The 22428-nt window shown below is 62.0% G+C and carries 22 protein-coding genes; 14 read left to right on the top strand and 8 right to left on the bottom strand.

All coding sequences use genetic code 11. The features are described 5' to 3' along the window. Positions 1-597, top strand: coding sequence for a TetR/AcrR family transcriptional regulator (locus ACP151_RS13200; RefSeq protein ID WP_424979367.1), 597 nt, complete (start codon positions 1-3; stop codon positions 595-597). A gap of 105 nt (positions 598-702) precedes the next feature. Beyond that, positions 703-918 (top strand): hypothetical protein, encoded by a 216-nt coding sequence (locus ACP151_RS13195; RefSeq protein ID WP_424979366.1) that lies wholly within the window; start codon positions 703-705, stop codon positions 916-918. Positions 919-967: 49 nt separating this feature from the next. On the opposite strand, the gene trpS is transcribed toward ACP151_RS13195, so the two are convergent. After that, entirely contained in the window at positions 968-1996 is a 1029-nt protein-coding gene (gene trpS / locus ACP151_RS13190) for a tryptophan--tRNA ligase (RefSeq protein WP_424979365.1), read from the bottom strand. A 101-nt stretch (positions 1997-2097) separates the two neighbouring features. Between trpS and ACP151_RS13185 the strand changes: the two genes are divergently transcribed. Next, on the top strand, positions 2098-2784 hold the full coding sequence (locus ACP151_RS13185) for a rhomboid family intramembrane serine protease (protein ID WP_424979364.1): 687 nt from the start codon (positions 2098-2100) through the stop codon (positions 2782-2784). Positions 2785-2895: 111 nt separating this feature from the next. On the opposite strand, the gene murJ is transcribed toward ACP151_RS13185, so the two are convergent. Genes murJ through ACP151_RS13170 form a run of 3 tightly spaced genes read right to left on the bottom strand, consistent with a single transcriptional unit; the run spans position 2896 to position 8409 of the window. Further along, positions 2896-4446, bottom strand: coding sequence for a murein biosynthesis integral membrane protein MurJ (gene murJ / locus ACP151_RS13180; protein ID WP_424979363.1), 1551 nt, complete (start codon positions 4444-4446; stop codon positions 2896-2898). Continuing rightward, positions 4443-7283: a [protein-PII] uridylyltransferase gene (locus tag ACP151_RS13175; protein WP_424979362.1), complete on the bottom strand. Its 2841-nt coding sequence runs from the start codon at positions 7281-7283 to the stop codon at positions 4443-4445. The genes murJ and ACP151_RS13175 overlap by 4 nt, the downstream gene beginning before the upstream one ends. Beyond that, entirely contained in the window at positions 7243-8409 is a 1167-nt protein-coding gene (locus ACP151_RS13170; RefSeq protein ID WP_424979361.1) for a penicillin-binding protein activator, read from the bottom strand. The genes ACP151_RS13175 and ACP151_RS13170 overlap by 41 nt, the downstream gene beginning before the upstream one ends. Before the next feature lie 88 nt (positions 8410-8497). Between ACP151_RS13170 and rsmI the strand changes: the two genes are divergently transcribed. From rsmI to ACP151_RS13150, 4 genes are all read left to right on the top strand, one after another. After that, positions 8498-9355, top strand: coding sequence for a 16S rRNA (cytidine(1402)-2'-O)-methyltransferase (rsmI, locus tag ACP151_RS13165; RefSeq protein WP_424979360.1), 858 nt, complete (start codon positions 8498-8500; stop codon positions 9353-9355). A gap of 3 nt (positions 9356-9358) precedes the next feature. After that, positions 9359-9733 (top strand): YraN family protein, encoded by a 375-nt coding sequence (locus ACP151_RS13160; RefSeq protein ID WP_424979359.1) that lies wholly within the window; start codon positions 9359-9361, stop codon positions 9731-9733. 71 nt (positions 9734-9804) lie between these two features. Next, on the top strand, positions 9805-10740 hold the full coding sequence (gene gshB / locus ACP151_RS13155; protein WP_424979358.1) for a glutathione synthase: 936 nt from the start codon (positions 9805-9807) through the stop codon (positions 10738-10740). Continuing rightward, positions 10740-11648 carry an alpha/beta hydrolase fold domain-containing protein gene (locus ACP151_RS13150; RefSeq protein ID WP_424979357.1) on the top strand — a complete coding sequence of 303 codons (909 nt, stop codon included), beginning with the start codon at positions 10740-10742 and terminating at the stop codon, positions 11646-11648. The genes gshB and ACP151_RS13150 overlap by 1 nt, the downstream gene beginning before the upstream one ends. Here the strand turns inward: ACP151_RS13150 and ACP151_RS13145 are convergent. From ACP151_RS13145 to cobU, 4 genes are all read right to left on the bottom strand, one after another. Beyond that, positions 11637-13145, bottom strand: coding sequence for a YifB family Mg chelatase-like AAA ATPase (locus ACP151_RS13145; protein ID WP_424979356.1), 1509 nt, complete (start codon positions 13143-13145; stop codon positions 11637-11639). The genes ACP151_RS13150 and ACP151_RS13145 overlap by 12 nt on opposite strands. A 115-nt stretch (positions 13146-13260) precedes the next feature. Continuing rightward, the gene (locus ACP151_RS13140) at positions 13261-13944 is read right to left on the bottom strand and encodes a glutathione S-transferase (protein WP_424979355.1); all 684 of its coding nucleotides are present in this window, start codon (positions 13942-13944) and stop codon (positions 13261-13263) included. 58 nt (positions 13945-14002) lie between these two features. Further along, the gene (locus ACP151_RS13135) at positions 14003-14584 is read right to left on the bottom strand and encodes a histidine phosphatase family protein (protein ID WP_424979354.1); all 582 of its coding nucleotides are present in this window, start codon (positions 14582-14584) and stop codon (positions 14003-14005) included. After that, positions 14581-15099: a bifunctional adenosylcobinamide kinase/adenosylcobinamide-phosphate guanylyltransferase gene (cobU, locus tag ACP151_RS13130; RefSeq protein ID WP_424979353.1), complete on the bottom strand. Its 519-nt coding sequence runs from the start codon at positions 15097-15099 to the stop codon at positions 14581-14583. The genes ACP151_RS13135 and cobU overlap by 4 nt, the downstream gene beginning before the upstream one ends. A gap of 268 nt (positions 15100-15367) precedes the next feature. Between cobU and ACP151_RS13125 the strand changes: the two genes are divergently transcribed. From ACP151_RS13125 to ACP151_RS13095, 7 genes are all read left to right on the top strand, one after another. Further along, positions 15368-16246, top strand: a complete 879-nt coding sequence (locus ACP151_RS13125; RefSeq protein ID WP_424979352.1) for an RNA polymerase factor sigma-32 — start codon at positions 15368-15370, stop codon at positions 16244-16246. A gap of 23 nt (positions 16247-16269) precedes the next feature. Continuing rightward, a complete protein-coding gene (locus tag ACP151_RS13120) occupies positions 16270-17079 on the top strand; it encodes a ChaN family lipoprotein (RefSeq protein ID WP_424979351.1) in 810 nt (269 codons plus the stop codon). A gap of 61 nt (positions 17080-17140) precedes the next feature. Continuing rightward, positions 17141-18337 (top strand): bifunctional phosphopantothenoylcysteine decarboxylase/phosphopantothenate--cysteine ligase CoaBC, encoded by a 1197-nt coding sequence (gene coaBC / locus ACP151_RS13115; RefSeq protein ID WP_424979350.1) that lies wholly within the window; start codon positions 17141-17143, stop codon positions 18335-18337. Positions 18338-18374: 37 nt separating this feature from the next. Beyond that, positions 18375-18830, top strand: coding sequence for a dUTP diphosphatase (gene dut / locus ACP151_RS13110; protein WP_424979349.1), 456 nt, complete (start codon positions 18375-18377; stop codon positions 18828-18830). Further along, on the top strand, positions 18830-19879 hold the full coding sequence (locus tag ACP151_RS13105) for a HesA/MoeB/ThiF family protein (RefSeq protein ID WP_424979348.1): 1050 nt from the start codon (positions 18830-18832) through the stop codon (positions 19877-19879). The genes dut and ACP151_RS13105 overlap by 1 nt, the downstream gene beginning before the upstream one ends. A gap of 9 nt (positions 19880-19888) precedes the next feature. Next, positions 19889-20239 (top strand): hypothetical protein, encoded by a 351-nt coding sequence (locus ACP151_RS13100; protein WP_424979347.1) that lies wholly within the window; start codon positions 19889-19891, stop codon positions 20237-20239. Between the two features lie 81 nt (positions 20240-20320). After that, entirely contained in the window at positions 20321-22336 is a 2016-nt protein-coding gene (locus tag ACP151_RS13095; protein WP_424979346.1) for a M3 family metallopeptidase, read from the top strand. Positions 22337-22428 lie beyond the last annotated feature (92 nt).

The raw sequence follows: 22428 nt of genomic DNA, 5'->3' as shown, positions 1-22428 counted from the left end.
TTGGCCCGCACCATCGCAAAAGATCATGACTTCAAGCGCGAGCAGATCCTGAAATCCGCAGCCAAGGTGTTTGCGGAAGCAGGCTATGACCGCGCATCTATGACGCAGCTGGCGCGCGAATGCGGAATCTCCAAGGCAAACATCTACCACTACTATGACAGCAAGGATGCCGTGCTTTTCGGTCTGCTGGATACGTATCTTTGTGAGCTGCGCGACCGGGTCTGCGGCGTAGAGCTGGAGGGCCTTGGCCCGGAAGATCGGGTGCGTCGTATCGTGGGTGAGATCATGCTGGCCTATCAGGGCGCAGATCACGAACACCAGGTGCAGATCGGGGCCATGGGCGCGCTGCCGGAGGAACAGCAGAAGCTGCTGCGCGCCTATCAGCGCGAGATGGTGCAGTTTGTGAGTGATGCTTTGGTTGCGGTGGCTCCGGATGTGTTCAGTGGCGACTCAGCCAAGCTGCGCGGCGCGACCATGTCGGTATTCGGCATGCTGAACTGGTACTATATGTGGAATTCCGGCGCTGGCGCACAGGCACGCGAGGATTATGCGCAGCTCGCTGCTGATCTGGTTTTGAACGGTGTCAGAGGGCTTTAGCAGCTTTCAGCGCCGTGCCCGAAAACTTGAGGCGAATCCGCAGCAGAGTTTGTTTTGCGTTTGCGGGGCGCTGCATTAGCCTTCTGTCCCGAAAGGGAGGGCAAGATGGCAAATTCCGAAAGCTTCGAAAAATTCTACTTCAAGAAAGTCGGATTGGGTGAGGGCTGCGGCTGCGCAGAGCGGGTGATCGACAATCACGAGTTTGACCGCCTGTCCGGGCGCGCCGTGAGGAAATCTTTTGGGAGCCGGTTTTCGCTGCGTGCCTTTGCGCTCAAATACGGGCTGATTTCGCGCCGCCATCCTGCACCGGACGCGGAGTAACGGACCGCGTCAGCCAGCCTCAGCGGCCCGCTGACGCGCTTTGGTCCGGCTACAGCTGCACTGGCGGCACCATGCCGACAATATCATAGGTCTTGCGCAGGATCGGCGCAGTGATTTCACGCGCGCGCTGCGAACCGCGGGCCAGGATGCGGTCGATTTCATCCTGGTTGTCCATCAACCGGGCCATCTCGGTCGAGATGGGCGCCAGTTTCGATACCGCCAGCTCTGCCAGCATCGGTTTGAATTCGGAGAACTGCTTGCCGCCCATATCTGCCAGCACCTGATCAACGCTCTGGTCATTCAGCGCCGCATAGATGTTGACCAGATTGCGCGCTTCGGGACGCTCTTCCAGCCCTTCGGCTTCGGACGGCAGCCCCTCGGGGTCGGTCTTGGCCTTGCGGATCTTCTTGGCAATGGTGTCGGCATCATCGGTCATATTGATGCGGCTGGCATCCGACGGGTCGGATTTTGACATTTTCTTGGAGCCGTCGCGAAAGCTCATCACGCGGGTGGCCGCGCCTTCGATGACCGGCTCGGTTATCGGGAAGAAATCGACACCGTAGTCGTGGTTGAATTTGGTGGCGATGTCGCGGGTCAGTTCCAGGTGCTGTTTCTGATCCTCGCCGACCGGCACATGGGTGGCATGGTAGATCAAAATATCCGCTGCCATCAGGGCCGGATAGGCAAACAAGCCAAGCGATGCGTTCTGTGCATTCTTGCCGGCCTTGTCCTTGAACTGGGTCATCCGCTGCATCCAGCCCATGCGGGCGACACAGTTGAAGATCCAGCCAAGCTGCGCGTGCTCAGGCACCTGAGACTGGTTGATCAGGATTGATTTTTCAGGATCGATGCCTGCCGCGATGAAACCGGCACACAGCTCGCGGGTGGATTTCATCAGGTCCTTGGGGTCCTGCCACGCTGTGATGGCATGCAGGTCGACCATGCAATAGACGGTCTCGAAATCGGCGTTTTGCATGTCGACAAAGCGCTTCATCGCGCCCAGGTAATTGCCCAAATGCAGGTTGCCCGTGGGCTGGATGCCCGAGAACACACGCGGGGTGAATGTGGTTTCGCTCATTTGGGCGGAACTCCCGTCTGGAAATAGCAACCCCGGTGGCTTACCCATGGGGCCAGGATAGGTCAACAGGCACAGAGGATTCTGTGCCGCAAGGAGCCCGGATGAGCAGTGAGCCCCATAACGCCCCAGTGAACCCCTTGCCTGCTGCCGTGGTGGCGCTGGTGCTTGTGATCATGGGGGTAGAGGCCATGTTTTCGCTTGGAACGCGCGGCATAGCTGGCGGGCCTGAAGCGATCGGCTGGCGGCTGGAGGCGATCCAGTCCTATGCGTTTTCCAGCGAGATCTTCTGGTGGATGCAGGAAACCGGGCGCTGGCCGCTGGAGCATCTGAAGCGGTTTGCCAGCTATGTCTTTGTGCATGGCAGCTTTACCCATGCGCTGTTTGTCTGCGTCTTCGTGCTGGCAATGGGCAAGATGGTGGGCGAGGTGATGGGGGATCTGGCGATGGTCATCATCTTCCTGCTGTCCGGTGCCGGCGGCGCCCTGGGGTACGCGCTGCTGATAGCGGACGGCCAGCCGCTGATCGGCGGGTTTCCAGCGGTTTACGGGCTGATCGGGGCGTTTACCTTTCTGCTGTGGCGGTCACTGGCACTGGTCGGGGCGCAGCAGAGCCGGGCGTTTTCGCTGATTGCCTTCTTGATGGGGGCGCAGCTGCTGTTCGGGCTTTTGTTCGGCGGCCAGAAGGATTGGGTCGCGGATCTGGTTGGGTTTGCCACCGGGTTTGGCCTGTCGTTTTTCCTGGCGCCGGGCGGCTGGGCGCGCATCCGCGACCGGGTCCGTCACGATTGAACAGCCGGGCGCTCCCGCCCGCTGTCATAGCCCCTGCAGGGCATTTCCAGCCGTTGGGCCGGGCAGCGCGCCAAGCGCGCTGCGGCGGTGGAGTTTGCAGCGCAGCGGTCTTTAGGCCTGTCTGCGGCGGCTGAGGGCGGTGCGGAACTCTGACAGGCGGAAGGCGCCAAGGGCCTGGCCTGCGGCGAAGTAGACCGCGCCGCCCAAAACCACGAGGCCCAGCAGCGAGAGATAGCGCCAGTAGTCCAGGGTGAAGAGCCAGCCCGCCGCCTGAGTGATGAGGTAAAGCACAGCCCCCATGACAGTCGAGGCGGCCAGGATGCGCCAGGCGCGGCTGCGAAAACGGGAGTCAAAGCGGGTCTCCTCTCCCCAGCGGCGGGCGCCAAGCGCCAGCAGCGCCACCATCGCCCAGCCGGCGGCAGAGGCGGCGATTGCCGGGGCGATCCAGCCCAGCGTCGGTTTCAGCCCGAAAGCCAGAGCTGCATTCACAACCATGGCCACCAGCGCGTAGCGGAACGGGGTCCTGGTGTCCTCACGGGCGAAATAGAGCGGCTGCAGTACTTTTTGCAGCATGAAGGCTGGCAGGCCCGCACCGTAGATGGCGACGGCGATGGCGATGGCTGCCACATCCTCTGGCCCGGTGGCGCCGCGTTCGTAGAGCACGGAGACCAGCGGGACCGGAACGGTCATGAAGGCAACCGCTGAAGGAACCGCGAGCAGCAGGGAAAATTCACCGGCGCGGGACAGGGCATCCTGCGCGCCTGCGCTGTCGCCGGCCCGCAGGCGGCGGGACAGGGCGGGCAGCAGCACGATGCCGACGGCGATGCCAACCACGCCCAGCGGCAGCTGATAGAGCCGGTCGGCGATGAACAGCCAGCTGGCGGCTTTTTCGATATCAGAGGCCACATACTGGCCGACAACAAGGTTGATCTGGGTGACGCCCATGGCCAGCGCCGCTGGCACGGCAACGCGCACCAGGCTGGACATCTCGGCATTCCAGCGCGGCAGGCCGGGGGCGAGGCAAATGCCTGCGCGGGCGGCGGCAACCCAGACCAGTGCCAGCTGGGCCACGCCTGCCACTGGGATGGTCCAGACCAGCCAGACAATCACGTCACCGCCCAGCAGGGCACCGACAGCCATGGCGGCGCAGGCAAAGATATTGAGCAGCACGGGCGCGGCAGCGGCAGCGGCAAAGCGCCCGGTGGCATTCAGAACGCCGGAAAACAATGCGGCCAGCGACATGAACAGGATGTAGGGGAAGACAATGTAGCCGTATCCAACAGCCATGTCGAAACGCCCGTCGCCGACAAAGCCGCCGGCAGTCAGCCACACCAGCCCCGGCATGAACACCATGCCCAGCCCCACCAGTGTCAGCACCGCTGCAGCCAGCAGGTTGAAAGCCTGCTGAGCATAGGTTCGCGCGTCTTCCCCGGCCTCATAGCGTTTGGAGAAGGCAGGTACAAATGCCGCATTGAAGGCGCCTTCGGCAAAGAACCGGCGAAACATATTGGGCAGGCGGAAGGCCACGATAAAGGCGTCCAGCACCGGTCCCGGACCGATGAAGGCGGCAATCAGGATCTCGCGGGCAAAGCCCAGCACGCGGCTGGCCAGTGTCCAGAACCCGACGGTCAGGAAACCCGACAGCAGTTTGATCGGTTTCATGTATTCGCCCGTTTCGCGCCTTCGGCAATCGCCTCGCGCAGTTTCTTTTCCAGCATCCGCTGTTTGGACTCGGCATAGTATTTCAGGCCGAACATGTCCTTGACATAGAAGGTGTCCACCACCTGTTCGCCATAGGTCGCAATGACTGCATTGGCGATATAGACGTTGGCAGCGGCCAGAGCGCGCGCCAGATCATAAAGCAGCCCAGGACGGTCGCGGGTGTCGACCTCGATGATGGTATAGATCTCTGAGCCGTCATTGTCGAAGGTGATATGGGTCGGCACCCTGAAGGCTTTCTCGCGCTTCTTGATCTTGTCGCGCGATTTCAGGGCGTCACGGGTGATCACCTCGCCCTTCAGGGTCTTCTCGATCATCTGTTTGAGCCGGTGCAGGCGCAGAGGATCAAAGGGATGCCCATCCGCGTCCTGAATCCAGAAGGCATCGGTCACATAGCCGTCCTTGGTTGTGTAAGACCGTGCATCGACCACATTGGCGCCGACCAGGGCCAGGGCGCCGGCAATGCGGGCAAAGATGCCGGGGTGATCTTCCATTACAAAGGTGGCGCGAGTGGCGTCCCGGTCCTCGTCCGGATAAAGCCGGATCATCACTTCGCCTGCGTCACCCTTGCTGGTGTATTCGCGCAGCATCTCGGCAAAATCCACATGGGCGGTCACATGCAGCCCGTGCCAGTAGGGCGGGTAATGACGGGCGGTTTCGGTCTTCAGCGCCCCCTTGGACCAGTCCGGCAGTGCCTCACGCAGGGCCTTTTTGGCGGCCGTGCCCCGCTGTTCGCGGTTCAGCGCCTCCATGCCGCCCTCCAGTGCGGCGCGGGTATGTTTGTAAAGCGCGCGCAGCAAGGCGGCTTTCCAGTTGTTCCAGGTGCCGGGGCCGACGCCGCGGATATCGCAGACCGTGAGCAGCAAAAGCAGGTCGAGCCGCTTGACCGTTTGCACCGCCTTGGCAAAGTCCCGGACCGTTCGGGGGTCAGCGATATCGCGTTTCTGTGCCATGTCCGACATCAGCAGGTGATAGCGCACCAGCCATTCCACGGTTTCGCATTCGGCCTGCTTCAACCCCAGGCGCGGCGCCACCTTGCGGGCGATCTGGGCGCCGAGGATCGAATGGTCCTGCTCGCGCCCCTTGCCGATGTCATGCAGCAGCATGGCCACCATCAGAACCTTGCGGCTAAGCCCCTTGCGCAGGATCGAAGAGGAGAGCGGCAGTTCATCCTCCAGCTCGCCGCGTTCGATGGCCGCAAAATTGGAGATCACCTGAATGGTATGCTCATCCACGGTGTAGGAGTGATACATGTTGAACTGCATCATCGCCACGATGGGTTCGAACTCCGGCAGGAATGCGGCCAGCACCCCCAGTTCGTTCATACGCCTGAGGGCGCGTTCGGAGTTGCCGTGCTTGAGAAGCAGGTCCAGGAAAATCCGCTGCGCCTCGGGGTCGTTGCGCATGCCGTCGTCGATCAGGTGCAGATTGGCAGTGACAAGCCGCATGGCATCCGGGTGGATCAGCAGCCCGGTGCGCAGGGCCTCCTCAAAGATCCGCAGCAGGTTCATCCGGTCGGCCAGGAATTTTTCCGGGTTGAGCACATCCAAGCGGTTGTGCACCACTTTGTAACCGGTCTTGATCTTCCGACGACGGCGGAAAATCCGTTTCAGAAGCGGCGCGTCCTTTTCCTGGCTGGCTTCCAGCTTGGTCAGGAAAATCCGGGTCAGGTCGCCCACGCGGGTGGCGTGGCGGAAATATTCCTGCATGAAGACTTCAACTGCCCGGCGGCCGGATTTGTCCTGGTATCCCATGCGGCTTGCAACTTCGACCTGCAAGTCGAAGGTGAGCTGTTCCGTTGCGCGTCCTGTCGCCAGATGCAGATGCGACCGGACCGCCCACAAAAAGGTCTCGGCCTTGGAAAACAGTTCCAGTTCTTCCGGACGGAACAGGCCCAGCGGCACCAGTTCGGCAGCGTCCTGAACATGGTACAGATATTTCGCAATCCAGTAGAGCGATTGCAGATCCCGTAGGCCGCCCTTGCCCTCTTTGACATTGGGTTCGACCATATAGCGTTGGCCCTGCTTCAGGTGGCGGGCGTCTCGCTCTCCCAGCTTGGCTTCGATGAATTCACGGGTGTCTTTGGAAAACAAGTCTGTTTTCAGGCGCCTGTCCAGTTCATCCGCCAGCGGCACATGGCCTGCCAGGAAGCGGTGCTCCAGCATTGCCGTGCGGATAGTGTAGTCTTCGCCGCCCAGCCGGATGCAATCCTTAATGGTGCGGCTGGCGTGGCCGACCTTCAGCCGCAGGTCCCACAGGATGTAAAGCATGGATTCAATCACGCTCTCCGCCCAGGCGGTGATCTTGTAGGGGGTGATGAACAAGAGGTCGACGTCAGAGGCCGGCGCCATTTCACCCCGGCCGTATCCGCCAACGGCCATCACAGCAATCCGCTCGCCCTGGGTCGGGGTTGCCAGCGGGTGCAGCAGTTCACTGGCCACAAACAGCGCGGTTGTTACCAGCCCGTCGGTCAGAAAAGTGTAAGAGCGGGTCAGTTGACGCGCGGAAAACGGTTGTTCCGAAAACGCCGTGGCGATTGCAGCCCGTCCGGCCTTGTTTGCGGCTTTCAGGATATTCACCGTTTCCCTGCGCAGGGTCGCAGCATCGGTATCTTGTGCCAATGCAGTGATCTGCGCGCGGATGCTGCCGACGTCGAAAATATCCGCCGGGCCGCAGATCAGCGGGCCCAGCGGTTCCGGATAACCGTTGGCAGAGGGCTGCGCCGTGGCAGCGGCGGGTTCAGAACCCGGCGCCTGCGAAGCTGCTTGGGGCTGGGTCAATGATGACGACCTTTTGCTCTTGGATGGTGGCAACCGCCAGGCCGCGTTCATTGGTGCCGTCGGGCCGCAGACGGAAGATGCCACCGGCGCCTTGGAAGCCTGCACCCTGCGTCAGCGCGCCTGCGGTCAGCGCGTCGGATTTGCCAGCCGCAACCAGCGCGCCGATGGCGGCGATGCCGTCATAGGCGAGGCTGCCGATGGAATGGGGCGCTGCGCCGTAACTGGCCTGATAGCGGGCGCTGAACTGCTGTACTTTGCCCTGGTCAGGCATGGCGAACCAGCCACCCTGCACACCGGGCAGAGCCAGGGTTTGCGGCGGAATATCCCAGCGTGTCAGGCCGATGTACTGTTTTTGGGCGGGATCGACGCCGGCTTCGGGCAGAAGCTGGGCCAACAGCGGCAGTGCGCCTGCGGTTGTCGAGGTCAGAAAGACGGCATCGGCACCAGAAGCCTGGGACCGGATGGTGGGGATAGCGTTGATCACGCCCTGCTGCGACAGCTCATAGCCAACACTGCCTGCAATGCTGGTGCCGCCTTGGCTGGCGGCCTGCTGAATGGCATTGCGGCCTGCGACGCCAGCGGCATCATTGCCGCCGACAATCAGAATGTTGCGCTTGCCATTGCGGGCGGCAAAGCTGGTCAGGCGGCGCGCGGTGTTGCCGAATGTTGGCCCCAGAATAAAGACATTGCCGCCGGCAATGGCGGGGTTGTTGGAAAATGCCAGAACATTGACGCCACGCTGGCGGGCTGCAATGCCTGCGGCATTCGCAGCCTCTGCATAGACCGGGCCCAGAATGACACGAGCGCCATCTTTAAGTGCCTGCTGCGCGGCGCTGGATGCGACTTCGGGGCTGCCTGCGGTATCATAGACGCGCAGATCGATCTGCACGCCTTCGAGGTCGGCAATTGCCATGCGGGCCGCGTTTTCCAGGCTCTTGGCCAGAACGCTGTCGCCCTGCTGGGCAGAGCCGCGCGGCACCAGCAGCGCAACAGGAACGGGTTTGGAAGTGTTGATGGTCGGGCCGGTGCCAATCGCGATCGGATCGCAGGCGGTCAAAGCAATAGCGGAAACAGCCGCGGCGGCTGCAAGTGCTGCCTTGCGGGCGCGTTTGAAAACAGCAAACATAATGGACTTGAAACTCCGTTCTCCCGGCGGCTCTGTGCCGTGTGGATTTAAAGGCGGATAATAAACGACCAAAAAGGCGGGTCCAGCTTTGAATCACCAGAATGTCATATTGTCCCCCGGGCTGTACTTTGTTGCCACGCCCATCGGCACGGCCCGCGACATCACCCTGCGGGCATTGGATGTTCTGGCCTCTGCCGATGTGCTTGCCGCCGAGGATACACGCTCGCTGCGCAAGCTGATGGAGATTCACGGCGTGCCCCTGGGCGGACGGCGGATCATTGCTTATCACGATCACAGCGGTGCCGGGGCGCGGGCCAAACTGCTGGAGGCGGTGGCCGAGGGCAAATCCGTTGCCTATGCATCCGAGGCCGGCATGCCGCTGATCGCCGATCCGGGCTATGATCTCAGCCGTGCAGCGGCAGAGGCGGGGCATGCGGTCACCTGCGCGCCCGGTGCTTCGGCGGCGGTCACGGCGCTGACGCTGGCCGGGCTGCCGACAGATGCGTTTTTCTTTGCGGGCTTTCTGCCCAATGCATCAGGTGCCCGGCGCAAACGGCTGGAAGAGCTGCGGGAAATCCCCGGCACGCTGATCTTCTATGAATCTCCGAAACGTGTTGCGGCCTCGGTTGCGGATATGGCTGCGGTGCTGGGCAACCGTCCGGCGGCACTGGCCCGGGAACTGACCAAGAAATTCGAAGAAGTCCGCCGGGCGCCGCTGACCGAACTGGCCGTGGGGCTGGAGGAAAAACCCGTGAAGGGAGAGATTGTGCTGCTGGTCGACCGTGCACAGGAAGCAGAGGTGAGCGAGGGCGACCTGGAAAGCGATCTGCTGGCCGCGCTGCAGGGCAATTCGGTCAAAGACGCCGCAGGGATCGTGGCTGAGATGCACGGGTTACCGCGGCGCAAGATCTATCAGCTGGCGCTGCAGCTGGCCAAAGGCGGCTGAGCCATGACCCACCCCCGCCAGCATCGGGGTGCCCGCGCCCATCTGGCCGGTGAGGCCGCGGAAGAGATCGTTGCACGTCACTACGAAAACCGCGGCTACACGGTTGCGGAACGCCGCTGGCGTGGCCCGGGCGGCGAGATCGATCTGATCCTGCGCGGCCCAGAGGAGCTGGTGTTCGTCGAGGTGAAACACAGCGCCACCAGCGCCGCTGCCGCCCTGCGCATCACCCTTCGGCAGGCAGAACGGATTTATGCCAGCGCTGGGCAATATCTGGAAAACGAACCGCAGGGACAGCTGACCCCTGTCCGGTTCGACGCCGCGCTGGTGGACGGCACCGGCGCGGTTGAGATCATCGAAAACGCCATAGGCCTGGACTGATCCGCTGCCGCCCCATTGAACCTGGGCGCACGGTGGGCCATGTATCTGGCCAGTTTACAAGGGATACTGCCATGAAAATCGCCTTTCAGATGGACCCGGTCATGGGCGTGGACATCAACGCGGACAGCAGCTTCCGCCTGGCCGAGGAAGCCCAGGCGCGCGGGCATGAGCTGTTTTTCTACAGTCCTGACCAACTGGCCTATCAAGAGGGCCGCATCACGGCCCGCGGTCAGGACATGACCGTGCAGCGGGTGGCCGACGCGCCAGCGGTTCTGGGCGAAGAGCGCGAAGTGGATCTGGCGGATTTCGACGTGGTCTGGCTGCGCCAAGATCCGCCGTTTGATATGCACTATATCACCTCGACCCATCTCTTGGACATGCTAAAAGGCCAGGCGCTGGTGGTGAATGACCCCTTCTGGGTACGCAACTACCCGGAAAAACTGCTGGTCTTGAACTTCCCGGAGCTGACCCCGCCGACCACAATTGCCCGCGATCTGCAGACCATCAAGGCGTTCAAGGAAAAGCATGGCGATGTGATTCTCAAACCGCTTTACGGCAACGGCGGTGCAGGGGTGTTCCGGCTGGATGCCAATGACCGCAACCTCACCTCGTTGCATGAATTGTTCACCGGTTTCAGCCGCGAACCGCTGATCGTGCAGAAGTTCCTGCCTGATGTCAGCAATGGCGACAAACGGGTGATCCTGGTCGACGGCGAGCCGGTTGGCGCCATCAATCGGGTGCCTGCGGCGGGCGAGACCCGTTCGAACATGCATGTGGGCGGACGACCCGAGAAGATCGGACTAAGCGACCGCGATCTGGAAATCTGTGCCGCGATCGGCCCGCTGTTGCGCGAAAAAGGGCAGGTCTTTGTCGGCATCGACGTGATCGGCGACTACCTGACCGAGATCAACGTGACCTCTCCTACCGGCATTCAGGAGCTGGAGCGATTTGACGGGGTAAACATCGCTGAAAAGGTGTGGCAGGCGATCGAAGCCAAATTCACCTGATGAGCTGGCAGCGCCGGGCCAAAAACGGGTGGATGCGCTATGGCATGAAGCCGGTGCTGCAGCGCACCGGCAGTCCGGACGTGGCCCGGCGGTTCTTTGAGGCGATGGCGCCGCGTTTTTACCCGGCACTGCCATTCACTCGGCTGCTGCCGCGACCCGCACCTGTGCCGCTGACGATCGTGTCGGCAGGCAGGCCGCGGCTGGGGAATGTCATCCTGTTCCTGCATGGCGGCGCCTACCTGGCCGGCAGCGCCCGGGCGTATCAGGGGATGCTGTCGCGTCTTTCGCTGGCGGCGGGGCTGGAAATCGCAGTGCCGGACTACCGGCTGATGCAGGATGCGCCGTTTCCGGCCCCCTATGAGGACGGCATGGCCGCTTGGCAGTACTTGCGGGACACCGGATATGCGGCACAGGACATTCTGCTGGCCGGTGACAGCGCCGGTGGCGGGCTGGCGCTGGCCCTGCTGGCAGGTCTTCTTGCCAAAGGCGAGCGCCCTGCGGGTCTTGTTGCCTTTTCCCCCTGGTGCGATCTCACGCTGGGCGGGGCCAGCCTCCAATCCAACCGGGACCGAGACGTGATTATCCCGGCGGCGCGGATGCAGGAGGCTGTTGAGCAGTATCTGGCAGGCGCTGATCCGGCGGACGGGCGCGCGTCGCCGTTGTTTGCAGATTTTCGTAACCCGCCGCCGGTATTGATCCAGGCAGGCAGCACCGAGGTGCTGCTGTCAGATGCGCAGCGCATGGCAGAGCGGTTGCAGGAGGCAGGCGGTACAGTTTCCTTGAATATCTGGCGTAATGTTCCGCATGTCTGGCAGTTCATGGCCGGTCATCTGCCGGAAGGGCAAGCCGCGCTGGAAGAGGCCGCAGGCTTTGTGAACTCAGTTTTTGGCAGCAGTTCAGCGCGTTGAGGGCAGGCGGAAGCTTAGGGCCTCGGCAAAGTGCTGGCGTTGAACTTTTTCCTCGCAGGCGAGGTCCGCAATGGTGCGAGCGACCCGCAACACCCGATGGTAGCCGCGCGCGCTGAGCCCAAAGCGTTCGGCAGCACGGACCAGCAGATCGCGGCTGTCTGCGTCCGGGGCGGCGATTTCCTCCAGCAATGTGCCCTCGGCATCGGCGTTCTGGCGCAGGCCGGAGTGGCCGCGGAACCGGTCGGCCTGTATTTCCTGTGCACCTGCGACCCGCTGGGCGACCTCGGCAGAACCCTCGGCGCTGGGCGGCAGCTCCAGATCGGCCACATCCACAGGCGGTACATCCAGATGCAGATCAAACCGGTCCAGCAGCGGGCCGGAAATCCGGCCTAGATAGTCAGCCCCACACAAGGGGGCGCGGGAACAGGCCCGGTTGGCATCGGCCAGGTAGCCGCATTTGCAGGGGTTGGCGGCAGCCACCAGCATGAACCGGCTGGGATATTTCACATGGGCATTGGCGCGCGCCACCATGACCTCTCCGGTTTCAAGCGGCTGGCGCAGGGTTTCCAGCACCGGGCGGCCAAACTCCGGTAGCTCGTCCAAAAACAGAACACCATTATGGGCCAGGCTGATCTCCCCCGGCTGCGCCCGTCGCCCGCCGCCCGCAATCGCCGCCATCGACGCCGTGTGGTGCGGTTCCCGGAACGGGCGGGCGCGGCTGATGCCACCTTCGTCAATCAGCCCGCATAACGAATGGATCATTGAGGTTTCCAGCGCCTCAGCAGGCGTAAGCGGCGGCAGGATCGAGGGCAGGCGCGCCGCAAGCATAGATTTGCCGGACCCCGGCGGGCCGACCATCAGCATGTGGTGGCGCCCTGCGGCTGCGATTTCCAGCGCGCGTTTGGCAAACTCCTGCCCCTTTACATCGCGGAGATCCTTGCCACCCAATCCATGAACAGCCTCGCCCGGCACAGAGGGTTCAATGCGCCGTTGGCCGGTGAAATGCTGTACCGCCTCTGTCAGCGTTGCGGCACCGATCACCTGGGCGGCATCGACCCAGGCGGCCTCCGGCCCGGAAGGTTTGGGGCACAGCAGCATCCGGCCTTCCTCTGCGGCTGTAACAGCCGCAGGCAAGGCGCCGACCACCGGCATCAGCTGGCCGTCCAGAGACAGCTCTCCCAGTGAAATGGTTTCTTCCGCCTTTTCTGCTGGGATAATGCCAATGGCGGCCAGCAGCGCCAGCGCAATAGGCAGGTCGAAATGGCTGCCTTCCTTGGGCAGGCCTGCAGGCGACAGGTTCACGGTGATCCGGCGCGAGGGCAGGGCGATGGACATGGCAGCAAAGGCTGCCCGCACCCGTTCGCGCGCTTCCTGAACGGCCTTGTCGGGCAAGCCGACAACCGAGAAGGCGGGCAAGCCGGGGGCAATGGCGCATTGCACCTCGACCGGACGGGCCTCAACACCCTGGAACGCAACCGTGTAAGACCTTGCTGTCATCTCTCCCTGCCATCTGAATGCTTAGGGAGAGATGCTTGGCAATCGTGGTTTCCGAAAGGTTAACAGGAAGGGAGGCCAGCGGTGAATTCACGAAGGTTTCGCGCTGGCCGCCGTATTAGCCCAGCGACCAGGGCTGCCGCGGCAAGTCCAGAGCATAGGGTTCCGGGTCGTAACTGACCTCATGCGCCTGTTCCTGCCATTGCAGGACTGCCGGGTCCGACAGCAACAGTTTGCAATAGGCGCGTGTCGCCTCAGACACTGGCAGGCCGTATCCCATGATCCTGGCCGCGACCGGTGTATAAAACACATCCGCCAGCGAATAGTTCCCGAACAGGTAGCCGGTGCCATGGCCGGAAACCTTGCGGGCATGGGCAAACAGCGTTTCGATCCGGTCCAGATCCGCCTTTACTGCGCCAGAGACCCCGAAGCCTTCGTACATATGGGCCAGCTGCATCGGGCATTCGCCGCGCAGGGCAGAGAAACCGCCGACCATCTCCGCCGCCAGCCAGCGGGCAGTGGCGCGCTGGGCCGGATCAGCGGGCCATAACCCGGCTTCGGGATGCCTTTCGGCCAGGGTTTCGGCAATGGCCAGGCTTTCGCCGATCACGGTGCCTTCCGGCGTGCGCAGTGCGGGCACCAGCCGAGCCGGCGCCAGATGCGCCATGTCATCCGCCATGGTTCCGGAGTAAAGCCCCACCATTTGCACAGTATGGGGCAGGGAGAATTTTTCGAGCATGAGCCAGCCGCGCAAGGACCAGCTGGAGAACATGCGGTCGCCAATATAGATTTCATAAGCCATAGCAGGACGTTAACGCGGCCTTGAGCATTAGGAAATCTAATGATTGTGATGGGCGTGATCACGGCAGGTGATTGATCGCGCCGGTTTGCCAGCCGTCAGGGCCAAAGAACACTTCGCTGACTGACAGGTTGTCGATCCGATGGGCAAAGGCCTCTTCTGCTGTCAGCATCTCTGCCCGTTGGATCTGGGTCAGAATCTGGCCGAAGTGGCCGACCACGATCAGATCGCGGCCCCGGTTGGCCGCGATCAGCCGGTCAATCGCCGTGTTCACCCGGTTGCAGACTTGATGCCAGCTTTCGCCGCCTGGCGGGGTGACATCACCCGGCGTCTCCCAATAGGCGCGGATGCGTTCTGGATCCTCGGCATCCACTTCTGCCCAGCTGCGCAGTTCCCAGGCGCCGAAATGAATCTCGCGCAGGGCAGTGTCATGCGGCAGCCGGACCCGGCTGCCTTGGATGGCATTGGCCGTTTCAGCCGCACGGGACAGGTCGGAAGATACAACCAGTGCTTCTGCAGGCAGGTAGCTCGACAGGCGGGAAAGGGCCGCTGTGTCAGACAGATCCGCCGGCAGGTCGGACCAGCCGACCATGCATTTTGCGTGGGTCGGCCCGTGCCGCACCAGAAACAGCCGGGTGGTCATAGCGCGCCCTTCAAAACCAAAGGAAGACCGGCCGTCACCTGCACCACCGTGTCCGCCCGCGCAGCCAACGCGATGTTGAGTCGCCCCTGGGCTTCGCGAAACCGGCGGGCAAGCTTGTTTTCCGGCACAATGCCCAACCCGGTTTCATTGGAAACGATCACCAAATCAGCTTGGCAGCGGCTGATGGCGGACAGCAGTTCGTCGGTGGCTGCGACCAGGTCGTGATCCGCCAGCAGATGGTTGGTCAGCCACATTGTGGCGCAGTCCACCAGGCAAATCTGGTCGATTGTCAGAGGATCCAAGACTGCTGCAGCTGTTTCCGGCTCCTCAATAGTGGTCCAGTTTTCGCCTCTTTGCGTCAGGTGCCGGGACACTTTTTCGCGCATTTCAGCGTCAAAAACCTGTGCTGTGGCCCAATAAACTTTATCTTTTCCAGTGCTTGCGCACAGGCTCTCGGCAAATGCCGACTTTCCAGAGGCCGCGCCGCCAAGAATAAAAGTTACATTTAACGGCATTTTTTGCTAACCTATGAGTCCGAAGCCGTTCCTGTGGGTAACTGCAGGGCCCGGTGAAGACAAGAGACCGCAGCGTCCCGGGGTTCCACATTTAAGGCCGGGATAGGCTGTGCAGGGGCCAAAAATTTCACTTTTCCGTTTTGGCCTCAGGATGAGCCGAAAGACGCATCCAGTGCGCTGTTGCTGCTGGCCTATTACCGGGCCTCCGATTGTTCCATGCACGCCGACAGGCGGCAGTTTGTTAATTAGTTTCCGGGGGGAAATCACAATGGCACTTGATCAAACAGCCGAAAACCCATTGCCGAGACAGGCAATGAAAGCAGAACTGCTGGATGCAGAGACCGAGCGGCGCTTGGCCTATGCTTGGCGGGATGACCGTGACGTGCAATCGCTGCACCGGCTCATCAACGCCTATATGCGTCTGGCAATTTCCATGGCGGCCAAATTCAAGCGATATGGGGCGCCGATGAACGATCTGATCCAGGAGGCAGGTCTGGGGCTTATGAAAGCAGCGGACAAATTCGATCCGGACCGTGGGGTGCGCTTCTCGACCTACGCGGTCTGGTGGATCAAAGCGTCGATCCAGGACTACGTGATGCGCAACTGGTCGATGGTGCGCACCGGCTCAACCTCATCGCAAAAATCGCTGTTCTTCAATATGCGTCGGGTGCAGGCACAGTTTGAACGTGAGGCCCGTGTATCGGGGCTGAGGCTGGACCGGCATCAGCTGCATCAGAAGATCGCCACCGAAATCGGTGTGCCGCTGCGGGACGTCGAAATGATGGAAGGACGCCTGTCCGGCACCGATTTCTCGCTCAATGCGATCCAATCTGCGGACGAAGAAGGCCGCGAATGGATTGATGCGCTGGAAGATGATGCCTCACAGGCCGAGGAGCTGGTGCAGGAGCGGCACGACCGCCGCCAGTTGCGCAAATGGCTGGTGGGGGCATTGCAGGCGCTGAATGAGCGTGAACGTTTCATCATTACTGAGCGCAAGCTGCGCGATCAGCCGCGCACGCTGGAAAGCCTGGGAACAGAACTTGGCCTGTCCAAAGAGCGGGTGCGACAGCTCGAATCCGGGGCATTCCAGAAAATGCGAAAATGCCTTGAAGGCCAATCGCGCGAGGTGCACAAACTGCTTTCATGAGAAAGCTTGCGCGTGACCTGAAAATGATTGCAAGCGCCGCCGTTTTGGCGGCGCTTTGCGTGTCTGAGGCCAACGCCGACGGGCTGTCAAGTGCGGCGGAAATTCTGCGGACTGCGGATGTGGTGATCCTGGGTGAGATGCACGACAACCCCGTGCACCATCAGCGGCAGGCTGAGCTGCTGGTTGCCCTGAAACCCAAGGCCGTAGTCTGGGAAATGCTCACGGTAGAGCAGGCGAAAAGGCTGGAATCCGGTATTCCTGATGATGCGCTGCAGACGGCCGAGATGCTGAACTGGGCAACAAGCGGCTGGCCGCCGTTCAGCCTGTATGCTCCGGTCTTTGCGGCGGCCAGGGATGCCCGCCAGTACGGCGCGCGGGTGCCGCGCAGCGAAGCGCCTGAAATCATGAGCAACGGGTCAGTTGCGTACTTCGGCGCAGATGTCTCTGCCCGTTTTGGCCTGGATCAGCCGTTGCCGACAGCAGAACAGGGCGCAAGGGAGGCAGATCAGCAGGTCAGTCATTGCGATGCCATGCCAAAGGAAATGCTGCCGCTGCTTGTGGACTTCCAGCGGCTGCGCGATGCGGCACTGGCGGCGGCTGCGGACCAGGCCCTGGCAGAGACCGGCGGCCCGGTTGCTGTCATCACCGGCAACGGTCATGCCCGAATGGACCGGGGGCTGGCAGTCTATCTGGCGCAGGCCCGGCCGGAAGCCGAAATTCGAAGCCTGGGCCAATCCGAACAGGGATTGATCAACGGGCAATTTGACCTGGTACTGGATGCCCCTGAGGTCGAACGCGGTGACCCCTGCCTCGCCTTTCGCAAGGACGGCTGACTGCTTCACACTTTTGCCGTGCCGCAGTAAGGTCGCGGGAAACCGGACGAGGATGCGCAAAATGCTGGCTGGCAAACATATTCTACTGATCATCGGCGGCGGCATTGCAGCCTATAAGTCGCTGGAACTGATCCGCCGCCTGCAGGATCAGGGGGCAAGGGTGTCACCGGTTCTGACCAAGGCGGGTGCTGAGTTTGTGACCCCCTTGTCGGTCTCGGCTCTGGCTGGGGCGGCAGTGCATCAGGAGCTGTTTGACCTGACGGCAGAGGCTGAGATGGGGCACATCCAGCTGTCGCGCAGCGCTGACCTTGTGGTGGTGGCGCCTGCCACGGCGGATCTGATGGCAAAGATGACGCATGGCCAGGCAAATGATCTGGCTTCGACCCTGCTGCTGGCCACCGATACGCCGGTGCTGCTGGCGCCGGCGATGAACGTTCGCATGTGGGAGCACCCGGCAACCCGGCGCAATCTTGAAACCCTGAAGGCGGATGGCGTGTCTTTCATCGGCCCCAACGAGGGCAGCATGGCCTGCGGCGAGTTCGGGCCCGGCCGGATGGCGGAACCGGAGGAGATTCTGGCAGCGATTGCGGCCAAGCTTGCGCAAGGCCCTTTGCAGGGAAAACGCATCCTGGTGACCTCCGGTCCGACGCATGAGCCGATTGACCCGGTGCGCTACATCGCCAACCGTTCTTCCGGGGCGCAGGGAGCAGCAGTGGCCCGTGCTCTGCGCGATTTGGGTGCTGAGGTGGTGTTCATCACGGGCCCGGCAGCGGTGCGCCCACCTGAGGGCGTTCAAGCGGTGCCGGTGGAAAGCGCCCGTGAAATGGAAGCCGCGGTGCAGGCTGCCCTGCCTGCCGATGTCGGCGTTTTTGCGGCGGCGGTGGCGGATTGGCGCGTGGTCGGCGCCTCTGACCGGAAGTTGAAGAAATCCAAGGACGGGCTGCCGACACTGGAGTTCGCCGAAAATCCGGACATTCTGAAAACTGTCTCGCAGATGACAGACGGCCGTCCGGGGCTGGTGGTGGGGTTTGCGGCGGAAACCAATGACGTGGTGGAAAACGCCACGGCCAAGCGCAAGCGCAAGGGCTGCGACTGGATTGTCGCCAATGATGTCTCGCCTGAAACCGGGATCATGGGCGGCAGCGAGAACGCAGTCGTGCTGATTTCCGCCGAAGGGGCCGAGGCATGGCCGCGGATGGGCAAGGATGAAGTTGCCCGCAAACTGGCAGATCGGATCGCAGCGGCGCTGGCCGGGTGAATTTGAGTATTTTGGGAAAGATGAAAGGGGGGCAGGGATGGTCATGATCCGTGTGATCCATGAGGAGGGGGCGGACCGGGATGTGCCGCTGCCGTCTTATGAAACGGCCGGTGCAGCTGGGGCGGATGTACGCGCCAATCTGCCGGATCGTGGGCAGCTGGTACTGCAGCCGGGAGAGCGCAAGCTGGTACCGACGGGCCTGCGCATAGAGATCCCAGCAGGATATGAAGTGCAGATCCGCCCGCGGTCCGGACTGGCGTTGAAACACGGGATCACCCTGCCCAATACGCCTGGAACCATCGACAGCGATTACCGCGGGCCTTTGGGGGTGATCCTGCTGAATGCCGGGAGCGACCCCTTTGAGATCCGTCATGGTGACCGCATTGCCCAGATGGTGGCAGCCCCGGTGCTGCAAGCCCGCTTTGAACTTGCTGATGCGCTGACCGAGACCGGCCGCGGCGGCGGTGGTTTCGGCTCTACCGGACGGGGCTGATGCTGCGGGTTCTGGTTCTGGGCGCGTTGATCTGGTGGGGTGGTCGTTTTCTGGGCCTGCCGCGTAATTTGCGTATTGTTCTGCTGGCTGTTTTGATTGCCGCTGTTTTGGCGGTGCAGCTGACCTTGCCGGACGGGCATCCGCTGCGCGAAGGCACCGGCGGTTCAGTTGCGCCCTGGCTGATGCTTGCGGGCTTTGCCCTTGTGGCCGGGTTTTATGCGCGTATCGTGGCTGCCTTGAAGTCCCGCGCCCAGCCCCAGGAAACCGAAATGAGCCAGCCCGCCAGCACCTTTACAGAAAGCGAGCTTGACCGCTATGCCCGCCATATCGTTCTGCGGGAACTGGGCGGGCCGGGGCAGAAGAAGCTGAAAAAGGCCAAGGTGCTGGTGATCGGAGCCGGCGGGCTTGGCGCCCCAGCCCTGCAGTATCTGGCGGCCGCCGGCATAGGCACCATCGGGGTGATTGACGATGATACGGTGGACAACGCCAACCTGCAGCGCCAGGTCATTCACCGGGACCAGGATATCGGCAAGCCCAAGGTGTTTTCGGCCCAGGCGGCCATGCAGGCGCAAAACCCCTATGCAGAGGTGCGCCCCTATAACCGCCGCCTGACGGAGGAGGCCGCAGCTGAGCTGTTTGCGGAATATGACCTGATCCTTGACGGCTCCGACAATTTCGAAACCCGTTACCTGGCGAACCGCACTGCGGTGGCGCAGGGCAAGCCGTTGATCTCCGGCGCGTTGTCGCAGTGGGAAGGCCAGCTGAGCGTGTTCCATCCGGCAGAGAGTGGCCCATGTTATCAGTGTATTTTCCCCGAGGCCCCCGCTACTGGTCTTGCGCCCAGCTGTTCCGAGGCCGGAGTGATCGGCCCGCTGCCCGGAGTGGTTGGGTCAATGATGGCGGTGGAGGCGGTCAAGCAGATCACCGGCGCTGGTGCGGTGCTGCGCGCAGAGATGCTGATCTATGACGGGCTTTACGGCGAAACCCGCAAGATCCGTTTGTCCCGGCGCCAGGATTGCCCGGTTTGCGGCGGCACGGCAGAAAACTGACCTCCGCCGGTGAACGAAGCCTACTACATCGCGCTCCTTTGCGGTGCCCTGTTCGGCGGCCAGCCGGAACAGGTGCATGTGTTCACTTATCCCGGTGGCGCAGCCTCTATCCGCACCGACTGCGAGAATGCGCTCCGCGTCATCGAGTTCGGGCTGGACAAGCGCAGCAGCCTGGACAGCATCCAGCAGGCGCTGTTTGCGGCAGAAGTGACTGGCAAGGAACCGGTGGTGGTGTTGATCGATACAGACGGCAAGATGGGCCGTTTCGAATGGCGCATTGCGCGGGCAGCCAATGTGGCGGATGTACCCATCCGCATCATTCCGGCGGAGTTGACCGTGGGCGAGGGTGCAGGCGGTTGAGCCGTTGTCCCGGCGCCGGGAAAGGCCAATTGCAGCCCCCTCTCTTTGCCGCTAGCGTCACATGCAAAGGAGACCATGCATATGCCCAATCCGCTTTTGTCCCACTGGGATACGCCGTTTGAAATTGCCCCGTTCAACAGCATTTCCGATGATGATTTTGCGCCTGCACTGGAACAGGCGCTGGCGGCGCATACCGCGCAGATTGATGCTATTGCCGGCAGTGCTGAGCCGCCAAGCTTTGCCAATGTGATCGAAGCCTTGGAAACGCCCTGCCGCGAGCTGGAGCAGGTTCTGGGCGTGTTCTTCACCGTGGCCGGGGCTGACAGCAATCCCAAGCGGGAAGAGCTGCAGCGGGCGTTCTCGCCGAAGCTGGCCGCGCATTTTTCCGCCATCACAGCGAACAAAGCGCTTTATGCCCGCATCAAGGCGGTGTGGGAACAGCGGCAGGTGCTTGAGCTGACGGAGGAACAGCAGCGAGTGCTGATGCTGACCCATCGCGGCTTTGTTCGCGGCGGTGCCGCGCTGGAAGGTGACGCCGATACGCGCATGCAGGAGATCAAGGGCCGTCTGGCCACTTTGGGAACAGAGTTCACCCAGAATCTGCTGGCGGATGAACGGGAATGGTTCATGGAGCTTTCCGAGCAAGATCTGGAAGGCTTGCCGGAGTTTGTGGTCAATGCAGCTCGCGCAGCTGGGGAAGAAAAGGGGCAAGAGGGGCCGGTGGTCACACTGTCCCGCTCGCTGATCACACCGTTCCTGCAGTTCTCGCCACGCCGCGATTTGCGCGAAAAAGCCTTTCATGCCTGGGCCGCCCGCGGGGCTAACGGCGGTGCGACCGACAACCGCGGCATCGCTGCAGAAATCCTGAAACTGCGCGAAGAGCGCGCGCAGCTGCTGGGGTATGAAAACTTTGCCGCTTACAAACTGGAAACAGAAATGGCCAAGACTCCAGAAGCGGTGCGTGGGCTGCTGATGGAAGTTTGGGAGGCCGCCAAATCCCGGGCCAGTGAAGACTCAGCTGTACTGACCGCGATGATGCAGGACGATGGCGTCAATGGTGATCTGGAACCTTGGGACTGGCGCTACTATGCGGAAAAACGCCGCAAGGCGGAACACGATCTGGATGAGGCCGCGCTGAAGCCCTACCTGCAGCTGGACCGGATGATCGAGGCGAGTTTTGCCTGTGCAAACCGGCTGTTCGGGCTGGAGTTCGCACCGCTGGATGTGCCTCTATATCATCCTGATTGCCGCGCCTGGGAAGTGACCCGGAACGGGAGCCATGTGGCGGTCTTCATCGGCGATTACTTTGCCCGCGGCTCCAAACGGTCCGGCGCCTGGTGTTCGGCCATGCGGCAGCAGGCGAAGTTTCCGGACGTGCAGGCGCCGGTGGTGATCAATGTCTGCAATTTCGCCAAGGGTGAACCGGCGCTTCTGTCCTGGGATGACGCCCGCACCCTGTTCCACGAATTCGGCCACGCGCTGCACCAGATGCTGTCCAATGTGACCTATGATAGCATCTCCGGCACCTCGGTTGCGCGGGATTTTGTGGAACTGCCCAGCCAGCTTTATGAACACTGGCTGGAAGTACCAGAGGTGCTGCAGGAATTTGCCACTCATGCGGAAACCGGTGAAGCGATGCCGCAGGAGATGCTGAAGAAGGTGCTGGGGGCGGCCAATTTTGACATGGGTTTCCAGACTGTAGAGTATGTTGCCTCGGCCCTTGTGGATCTCGCCTTCCACGATGGCGCGGCACCGGCAGATCCGATGATTAAACAGGCGGAAGTGCTTTCGGCAATCGGCATGCCGCGGGCCATTATCATGCGCCACGCGACACCGCATTTTGCCCATGTCTTTGCCGGCGACGGCTATTCCTCGGGCTATTACAGCTACATGTGGTCGGAGGTAATGGATGCAGATGCCTTTGCCGCCTTTGAGGAGGCTGGCGGTGCGTTTGACGTTGAACGCGCCAATGCACTGGAGGCACATATCCTCTCAACCGGCGGTTCCGCCGATCCGGCAGAGCTGTACAAAGCGTTCCGTGGGCGGCTGCCTGGTGTGGAGGCTTTGTTGAAAGGCCGCGGCTTGGCCGCGAAATAGAAAACACGCCGCAAGGCGATACCGCAGAATTGGGTATTTCAGACCAGAAAGAAGCAGTATGCGTTTCGCTTCTTTCTGGTCGGCAATACCCT

Source organism: Leisingera sp. S232, assembly GCF_049800895.1.
GTDB lineage: Bacteria > Pseudomonadota > Alphaproteobacteria > Rhodobacterales > Rhodobacteraceae > Leisingera.
Note: the sequence above shows the minus strand (reverse complement) of the source record. Positions and strands in the feature narration are given on the sequence as shown.

What these genes read in the sequence shown, in the direction of transcription:
- coaBC (WP_424979350.1), top strand. Translation starts at nt 17,141, where the DNA reads ATGCTGGCTGGCAAACATATTCTACTGATCATCGGCGGCGGCATTGCA.
- trpS (WP_424979365.1), bottom strand. Translation starts at nt 1,996, where the DNA reads ATGAGCGAAACCACATTCACCCCGCGTGTGTTCTCGGGCATCCAGCCC.
- ACP151_RS13140 (WP_424979355.1), bottom strand. Translation starts at nt 13,944, where the DNA reads ATGGCTTATGAAATCTATATTGGCGACCGCATGTTCTCCAGCTGGTCC.
- cobU (WP_424979353.1), bottom strand. Translation starts at nt 15,099, where the DNA reads ATGCCGTTAAATGTAACTTTTATTCTTGGCGGCGCGGCCTCTGGAAAG.
- ACP151_RS13135 (WP_424979354.1), bottom strand. Translation starts at nt 14,584, where the DNA reads ATGACCACCCGGCTGTTTCTGGTGCGGCACGGGCCGACCCACGCAAAA.
- ACP151_RS13170 (WP_424979361.1), bottom strand. Translation starts at nt 8,409, where the DNA reads ATGTTTGCTGTTTTCAAACGCGCCCGCAAGGCAGCACTTGCAGCCGCC.
- ACP151_RS13125 (WP_424979352.1), top strand. Translation starts at nt 15,368, where the DNA reads ATGGCACTTGATCAAACAGCCGAAAACCCATTGCCGAGACAGGCAATG.
- ACP151_RS13150 (WP_424979357.1), top strand. Translation starts at nt 10,740, where the DNA reads ATGAGCTGGCAGCGCCGGGCCAAAAACGGGTGGATGCGCTATGGCATG.
- ACP151_RS13185 (WP_424979364.1), top strand. Translation starts at nt 2,098, where the DNA reads ATGAGCAGTGAGCCCCATAACGCCCCAGTGAACCCCTTGCCTGCTGCC.
- ACP151_RS13160 (WP_424979359.1), top strand. Translation starts at nt 9,359, where the DNA reads ATGACCCACCCCCGCCAGCATCGGGGTGCCCGCGCCCATCTGGCCGGT.
- dut (WP_424979349.1), top strand. Translation starts at nt 18,375, where the DNA reads ATGGTCATGATCCGTGTGATCCATGAGGAGGGGGCGGACCGGGATGTG.
- ACP151_RS13105 (WP_424979348.1), top strand. Translation starts at nt 18,830, where the DNA reads ATGCTGCGGGTTCTGGTTCTGGGCGCGTTGATCTGGTGGGGTGGTCGT.
- gshB (WP_424979358.1), top strand. Translation starts at nt 9,805, where the DNA reads ATGAAAATCGCCTTTCAGATGGACCCGGTCATGGGCGTGGACATCAAC.
- ACP151_RS13095 (WP_424979346.1), top strand. Translation starts at nt 20,321, where the DNA reads ATGCCCAATCCGCTTTTGTCCCACTGGGATACGCCGTTTGAAATTGCC.
- murJ (WP_424979363.1), bottom strand. Translation starts at nt 4,446, where the DNA reads ATGAAACCGATCAAACTGCTGTCGGGTTTCCTGACCGTCGGGTTCTGG.
- ACP151_RS13195 (WP_424979366.1), top strand. Translation starts at nt 703, where the DNA reads ATGGCAAATTCCGAAAGCTTCGAAAAATTCTACTTCAAGAAAGTCGGA.
- ACP151_RS13120 (WP_424979351.1), top strand. Translation starts at nt 16,270, where the DNA reads ATGATTGCAAGCGCCGCCGTTTTGGCGGCGCTTTGCGTGTCTGAGGCC.
- ACP151_RS13145 (WP_424979356.1), bottom strand. Translation starts at nt 13,145, where the DNA reads ATGACAGCAAGGTCTTACACGGTTGCGTTCCAGGGTGTTGAGGCCCGT.